Origin of the sequence: Caballeronia sp. LZ029, assembly GCF_031451275.1 — a bacterium.
GTDB lineage: Bacteria > Pseudomonadota > Gammaproteobacteria > Burkholderiales > Burkholderiaceae > Caballeronia > Caballeronia jiangsuensis.
Genome location: NZ_JARUXO010000003.1, coordinates 498625 through 504899, shown reverse-complemented (window position 1 = coordinate 504899; position 6275 = coordinate 498625). Strand labels below are relative to the sequence as shown.

Here is a 6275-nt window from a genome sequence, read left to right as displayed (position 1 = left end):
TGTCTGGTGGGTCTCGTGGGGGTAATACCGCGGGGGGGGCGCCCGAAACCGCCGGGCGGTGGCGGCGTAACGCTGCCCCGCCCCCACGTCGATACTGCGAAAGGCGTTTTCCTTCAGCGTGATCGTGACTTCATCGTCGGGGCCGAAAGCGAGTTCGCGTTCGCCGTCGAGCGCGACGATGCCCGAGCGCTGCTTCACGCGATGCGGCACGCCATCGGACAAGCGCGTCCAGTTCGCGATCGGCACGGCTTCGATGAGACCCGGCGCGATCGGCGCGTGCAGATCGAATTCACCCTGGCCCCGCGCGGCGAGCTCGATTGCGATGCCGCCCGGATCGTGACGCCCGAGCGGTTCGAGCAGACCCGCGATCGCGGACATGCCGATCGCCTGCGGATCGGCGTAGGAGACGTAGACGGCGGCGAGCGTATCGATCTTCCACAGCGCCCGCGCGCCGATGAAATGCTCGTGCGAGATGACGGCATCGACGAGCGCGATGTCGCGGCGCACGTTGCCTTTCGAATCGCATATCTCGATGTCGAGCCGCTTGTTCGACGCGAGCGCTTCGCTCGACGGCACGCGGCCGGTCGCATAAAGCCCCGCCGCCAGTCCCGAGATGGTCGGCTCGCGCATTTCCGGATACGCGTTGTTGGTGCCCGTCGAAAGACCCGCGATTGGCACTTGTCCGCACTCGCGCACGACCGCGCGATGCGTGCCGTCGCCGCCGAGCACGATGAGCGCATCGACGCCGGCCTCGCGCATCATGCGCGCGGCGCGGAACGTGTCGTCGACACGCGCGGTCACCGGCATGTCGAGGAATTCGACCTTGGCGAGTGACGCATCCGGGCCGTGCTTGCGCGCGAGATGGCGCTGGAGCATGACCTTCAGGCCTTCGCGATCCGGCATCATCAACACGCGCCCGACGCCGCACGACGCCAGCGACGAAAGCAGCCGCAACACGATGTTCACGCGATCCGCGAGTTGCAGGCTGTTCGCGTTCGCGATGACGCGCCGGATGTCGCGCGCCGAAACAGGATTGGCGATGATGCCGACGAGCGGCGCCGCGTTTTCACGCATGCCTGTGTCTCCGTTTTGCGTTTTGTGCGGCGGATAAAGGCAAGCGCCATGCCAATCGGAACGGCGCGTTCGGACGCGAAAAAGCGAGGGATTACCCGCGGAAAACGGGCGCTTCGGAGGGTGTACGGGGCGCCGCCGTGACAGGTGTCACAGCGGCAGGTGTATCGGCGGGGGTACAGGCGTATCGGTGCTCAGTGCCCGTTCGCGTCGCGCTGATTCGGCGAGCGGATGCCATAGCGCGCCATGCGCCGATACAGCGTCATGCGGCTCACGCCGATCTGCCGCGCGACCGCGCTCAGGTTCCAGCTCGCGGCGCGCAGATACTGCATCAGCAGCATGCCTTCCGGCGGCAGCCGATGCGAGTCGAATTCCTCGATGATGCGCGGCGGCGGCTCGACCGGCGCGGCCACGCCCGCGAATCCTTCGGGCAGGTCATCGACTTCGATCAGACCGTTCGAGCACACCGCACGCGCATAACGCAGCACGTTGCTGAGCTCGCGCAGATTCCCCGGCCATTCATGCCGATGCAGGCGCTCGCGCGCCGCAGGCGACAGCGTGACCGCGCCTTCGAGGAGCTTGTCGACGAGCCAGTCGAGATCGCTTCGTTCGCGCAGTGGCGGCAGCGTGAAGCGCGCGCCGTTCAGACGGTAGTACAGGTCTTCGCGAAAGCGTCCGTCCTGCATGAGCGCATCGAGCGAATGATGCGTCGCGGAAACCACGCGCACATCGACCGATACGGGACGCGACGCGCCGATCGCGAGCACTTCGCCTTCGGCCAGCACGCGCAGTAGACGCGATTGCAGTTCGCGCGGCATGTCGCCGATTTCATCGAGAAAAAGCGTGCCGCCGTCGGCCTCCTGAATGAGCCCGCGCTTGCCCTTCGCGCCCGCGCCCGAAAAGCTGTTCGGCAGATGCCCGAACAATTCGCTTTCGATGAGCGTCTCCGGAATCGCCGCGCAATTCACCGCGACGAACGGCCCGGCGCGCCGCGCGCTCGCGCGATGCAGCGCCTTCGCGAAGAACTCCTTGCCGCTGCCGGTTTCGCCGTTGACGAGCAGATTGATCGGCGAATCGACGAGCTTCGCGGCGCGTTGCAGTTGACGCATGAGCGCGGCATCGCCGCCGCTCAGCGCGGCCAGCGGCGCGGGCACTTCGACGCTGCGCTGTGAAGCCGCGTTCGTGGCCGGCGCGAAGCACGGCGCGGGCGGCATCACGCTCAGGTAAAGCAGCGCGCCCGATTTCGCGAGCGGCACCGCGCGCAACTCGCTCGGCCGCGAATACACGAAGCGGCCCAGTTCGTCGATGCGCGTATCGAAGAGCGTGTCGAACGGCACGCCGATCAGCGACGCCGCCGCTTCGCCGGGCGCGATCGGCCGGCCGATTTCCGCCGCGAGCATCGCGTGCGCGCGGCGATTGTGTCCGACGATGCGCCCGCTCGCATCGAGCGCGATCAGATATTCCGGATTGACATCGACGAATTCGGGCGACGTGTTCAGCTTCAGAATCCAGTCCTGCCGATGCGTGCGCAGGAAGTTCGCGTTCTCGATATGTCCCGCGTAGATGCGCACGAGCTGTAGCGCGAGATTCTGGCTGTCGCGCGCTTGCGGCGACGTGAGCGCGGAGATATCGAGGATCGCGGCGAGCGCGCCGCGCGAATCGTAGAGCGGCGCGGCGGTGCAGGTCAGCGGGATATGCGTCGCGTCGAAATGATCGATCTGATGCACGGTGAGCGCCTGGCCCGTCGTGAGCGCGGTGCCGACGGCGCACGTGCCCGCGCCGGCTTCGCTCCACTGCGCGCCGAGATACAGGCCCGCGCGGCGCAGCGCGAAATCCGTGTTCGAATCGCCGATGTAGTCAACGGTCACGCCGAGCGCATCGGTCAGCAGCACGACGTAGCCCATGCCCGCGACCTGCTCGTAGAGCGTCTCCAGGCCGTGACGCGCGATGCGCGCGAAATCGTCGATACGCTGCTGATGCTCGCGCAGGCGCGTCTGCGGCAGGATGCGCGCTTCCTGCATGCGCGACGGATCGAGTCCGTACTGATGCACGCAACGCCGCCACGAAGACTCGATGATGCTCTCGTGCGTGCGCAGCGGCGCGGGCGCGGACACGACCGGTTCCGCCCGCGTCGTCGCCGCGACGACTGCCTCGATGTGCTCGCGTTGCCGCATGTCCATCGTGCTCTCCTTGTCTCCTTGAGTGAGGCACTTATCGGCGCCTGGCAGCGCGCTTTTGTTTTGATCGCCTCCCGCAATGCTTTCTTTCTTCGCTGCGGGCGAACGCGGGATATACCGATTCGCACGAGCGTGTGTCAGGCCATATGATGCTCGAATCGGCAGAACGCGTCATGCGGCGATAGCGCTGCGCCGCAACATAAACGCGTGCCGATATCCCGGCGCATCAAAACGAAAAGACAGGAGACAGCGGATGGCAAAGATCGCTTACGAAGACTTCGAGCGACAGGTTCTGCAGCATCACATCATCAAGGGCAATGTGTACGAGAACGGCGCGGCGCTCGTCGAGCGCGCGAACAGGTGGATCGCGGAGAACGGAATCGACGTGCTGAACGTCGAGAGCCTCTCGACGTTCGGCGCCGGCGACGATACCAGCGTCAGCCACTGGTACTCGGGCATTCGCGTCTGGTATCGGACTGCGTAGGAAAGACTCAGCCGCGGCCGACGAACGGCATCTTGGTCGCCATCACCGTGTGGAACAGGACGTTGGCTTCGAGCGGCAGATTCGCCATGTACAGCACCGACTGGCCGACGATCTTCACGTCCATCATCGGTTCGACGGCGATCTCGCCGTTCGCCTGCGGCACGCCGCGCGACATGCGCTCGGACAGCTCGGTGAAAGCGTTGCCGACGTCGATTTGCCCGACCGCGATGTCGTACTTCCGGCCATCGAGCGATGCGGTTTTCGTGAGGCCCTGCACCGCGTGCTTCGTCGCCGTGTAGGCCGCCGAGTTCGGGCGCGGCGCGCTCGCGGAAATCGAGCCGTTGTTGATGATGCGCCCGCCCATCGGCGTTTGCGCCTTCATCGTGCGGAACGCCTGCTGCAGGCAATAGAACATGCCGTTCAGATTGATATCGACGACATTGCGCCACTGCTCGGGCGTCCAGTCCTCGAACGGTCCGGGCGGATTCGACACGCCGGCGTTGTTGAACAGCAGATCGACGCGGCCGAAGCGCTCGACCGCCGCCTTGAAGAGTTTTTCGACCGATTGCGGATCGGAAACATCGGTCGGCACGGCGAGCGCGCGTTGCGCCGCGTTCGATTCGCCGATCACCGCTTCGAGCGGCGCGGGACGCCTTCCCGCCAGCACGACCGACCAGCCGTCGCCCAGCAACGCGAGCGCGGCCGCGCGCCCGATGCCGCTGCCCGCTCCGGTGACGATGGCGATTCGTTGAGACTGGTTGGCTGCGTCGGACATGTCTGCGTTCTCCTGTTGTAGAGCGCGCGACACATGCGCGCGCAAATCGGGAGAACATTATCGCGATGAATCAGCGATTACGCGATGCTTCCGTCGTGACCGCGCCCGCCGTCGTCGTGTTGTGGACGCCGCTGCCATCGCAGAAGACAGCGGTCATCACCATCGGCACGACCTGTTTTACGACCGCCGTGCTGCCCGATTCGCGCACCTTCGCCTCCACCGTTTCCGACGCGGCGAGCACCACGACGCCGTATGCGGAATCGTTGATCGGCTGGCCACTGCCGCGCTTGAACATGTCGTCGCCCTGCTCGTAGCCCAGCACGGCGAAGACGCGAAAGCCGTAGGCGGTGAGATCGCTTCCGTGCGTCGGCTTGAAGGCATTCACGGAATTCGCCTCGACGCGCATGGGACGCGCATCGATGGAGTTGTCGGCGACGAGCGGCGCGATGAACCTGTGCGCACTGGATTTGCAGTCGAGCTGGCTTTCGAGAGGCGTCGCGGTGCACAAGCTGGGCAGTAGTCCCCCGACCACGGCAGCGAATGCGGTGAGCGTTGCGAGAGGAGCGGTTTTCATGGCAGCGGTAACCAACGGTTCGTAAAGTCCGACACGGATTCTCGGCATCCGCATCGATGCAATAAGCGAGCCAGCGATCCGGCCCGCACTTCGCGCACGCGCTGCATTGTTCCCGCAAGGGCTTGGTTTGTTCTTTGTTCGTTGACTTCTTGACCGAAGGCGTTACGCGCAATCCTCGTGTATGTACAGCGATTCCTACAATCGTCTTTGTATTAGAGATATAGACAGACTCCGCCGTTCGACAGGCCGCGTCTGTACGAGATCCCTCAATCTTTCCCTATCGATGCGTCCTTCCGATGACACGCCGCGCTGCCGCCATACGGAACACGAATTCGGTGAAATGGTTATATTCGCGGTTCGACTAAAAAGGACCTTTCATGACCGCGCTCTCCGATTTTCCCATCACCCGAAAATGGCCCGCTCAGCATCCGGAGCGCATCCAGCTCTATTCGCTGCCGACGCCGAACGGCGTGAAAGTCTCGATCATGCTGGAGGAAACCGGCCTGCCCTACGAGCCGCATCTCGTGCGCTTCGACAAGAACGACCAGTTGTCGGAGGAGTTCATGTCGCTCAATCCCAACAACAAGATTCCCGCGATCATCGATCCGAACGGCCCGAACGGCGAGCCGATGCCGCTGTTCGAATCCGGCGCGATTCTCGTCTATCTCGCGGCGAAAAGCGGCCAGTTGATGCCCGACGATGTGGCCAAACGCTATGAAGCGCTGCAATGGCTGATGTTCCAGATGGGTGGCATCGGTCCGATGTTCGGGCAGGTCGGCTTCTTCCATAAATTCGCCGGCAAGGAATATGAGGACAAGCGGCCGCGCGCGCGTTACGTCGCCGAATCGAAGCGGCTGCTCGCCGTGCTCGACAAACGGCTCGATGGCCGCGACTGGATCATGGGCGACGAATTCAGCATCGCGGATATTTCGACGTTTCCGTGGGTGCGCAATCTGATCGGCTTTTATGAGGCGCGAGAACTCGTGGATTTCCATGAGTTCCGCAACGTCGAGCGCGTGCTCGAAGCTTTTCTGGCGCGGCCCGCCGTGAAGCGCGGACTGGAAATCCCGAAACGCGATTGATCCGTATGCGAAAGACGGTTGTCACACGACCGTCTCGAACGACCGGTAGAGTGCGCTCTTTCGAAAATGTCTGAAGATTGGCCAATCGTGCTGCGCAACGCCGCGCCCGGGC

The 6275-nt window shown here is 64.2% G+C and carries 6 protein-coding genes; 2 read left to right on the top strand and 4 right to left on the bottom strand.

The window, feature by feature from the left end:
• On the bottom strand, window positions 1-1074 hold a 1074-nt coding region (locus tag QCE73_RS21660; RefSeq protein WP_309883505.1), incomplete at its 3' end, for an NAD(+)/NADH kinase.
• A 191-nt stretch (window positions 1075-1265) separates the two neighbouring features.
• Window positions 1266-3251, bottom strand: coding sequence for a sigma-54-dependent Fis family transcriptional regulator (locus tag QCE73_RS21655; RefSeq protein ID WP_309883504.1), 1986 nt, complete (start codon window positions 3249-3251; stop codon window positions 1266-1268).
• 250 nt (window positions 3252-3501) lie between these two features.
• Between QCE73_RS21655 and QCE73_RS21650 the strand changes: the two genes are divergently transcribed.
• On the top strand, window positions 3502-3732 hold the full coding sequence (locus QCE73_RS21650; protein ID WP_187603771.1) for a hypothetical protein: 231 nt from the start codon (window positions 3502-3504) through the stop codon (window positions 3730-3732).
• Between the two features lie 7 nt (window positions 3733-3739).
• Here the strand turns inward: QCE73_RS21650 and QCE73_RS21645 are convergent, their stop codons facing one another.
• Window positions 3740-4507, bottom strand: coding sequence for an SDR family oxidoreductase (locus QCE73_RS21645; protein ID WP_035507208.1), 768 nt, complete (start codon window positions 4505-4507; stop codon window positions 3740-3742).
• Between the two features lie 70 nt (window positions 4508-4577).
• Window positions 4578-5081 carry a hypothetical protein gene (locus QCE73_RS21640; protein WP_035507125.1) on the bottom strand — a complete coding sequence of 168 codons (504 nt, stop codon included), beginning with the start codon at window positions 5079-5081 and terminating at the stop codon, window positions 4578-4580.
• A 377-nt stretch (window positions 5082-5458) separates the two neighbouring features.
• On the opposite strand from QCE73_RS21640, the gene QCE73_RS21635 reads away from it, so the two are divergent.
• A complete protein-coding gene (locus tag QCE73_RS21635; protein WP_309883503.1) occupies window positions 5459-6163 on the top strand; it encodes a glutathione S-transferase N-terminal domain-containing protein in 705 nt (234 codons plus the stop codon).
• The last annotated feature ends 112 nt before the right edge of the window (window positions 6164-6275 follow it).

Bases quoted from the DNA above. Each gene is read 5' to 3' on its own strand.
- QCE73_RS21655 (WP_309883504.1), bottom strand. From the start codon at position 3,251: ATGGACATGCGGCAACGCGAGCACATCGAGGCAGTCGTCGCGGCGACG.
- QCE73_RS21650 (WP_187603771.1), top strand. From the start codon at position 3,502: ATGGCAAAGATCGCTTACGAAGACTTCGAGCGACAGGTTCTGCAGCAT.
- QCE73_RS21645 (WP_035507208.1), bottom strand. From the start codon at position 4,507: ATGTCCGACGCAGCCAACCAGTCTCAACGAATCGCCATCGTCACCGGA.
- QCE73_RS21640 (WP_035507125.1), bottom strand. From the start codon at position 5,081: ATGAAAACCGCTCCTCTCGCAACGCTCACCGCATTCGCTGCCGTGGTC.
- QCE73_RS21635 (WP_309883503.1), top strand. From the start codon at position 5,459: ATGACCGCGCTCTCCGATTTTCCCATCACCCGAAAATGGCCCGCTCAG.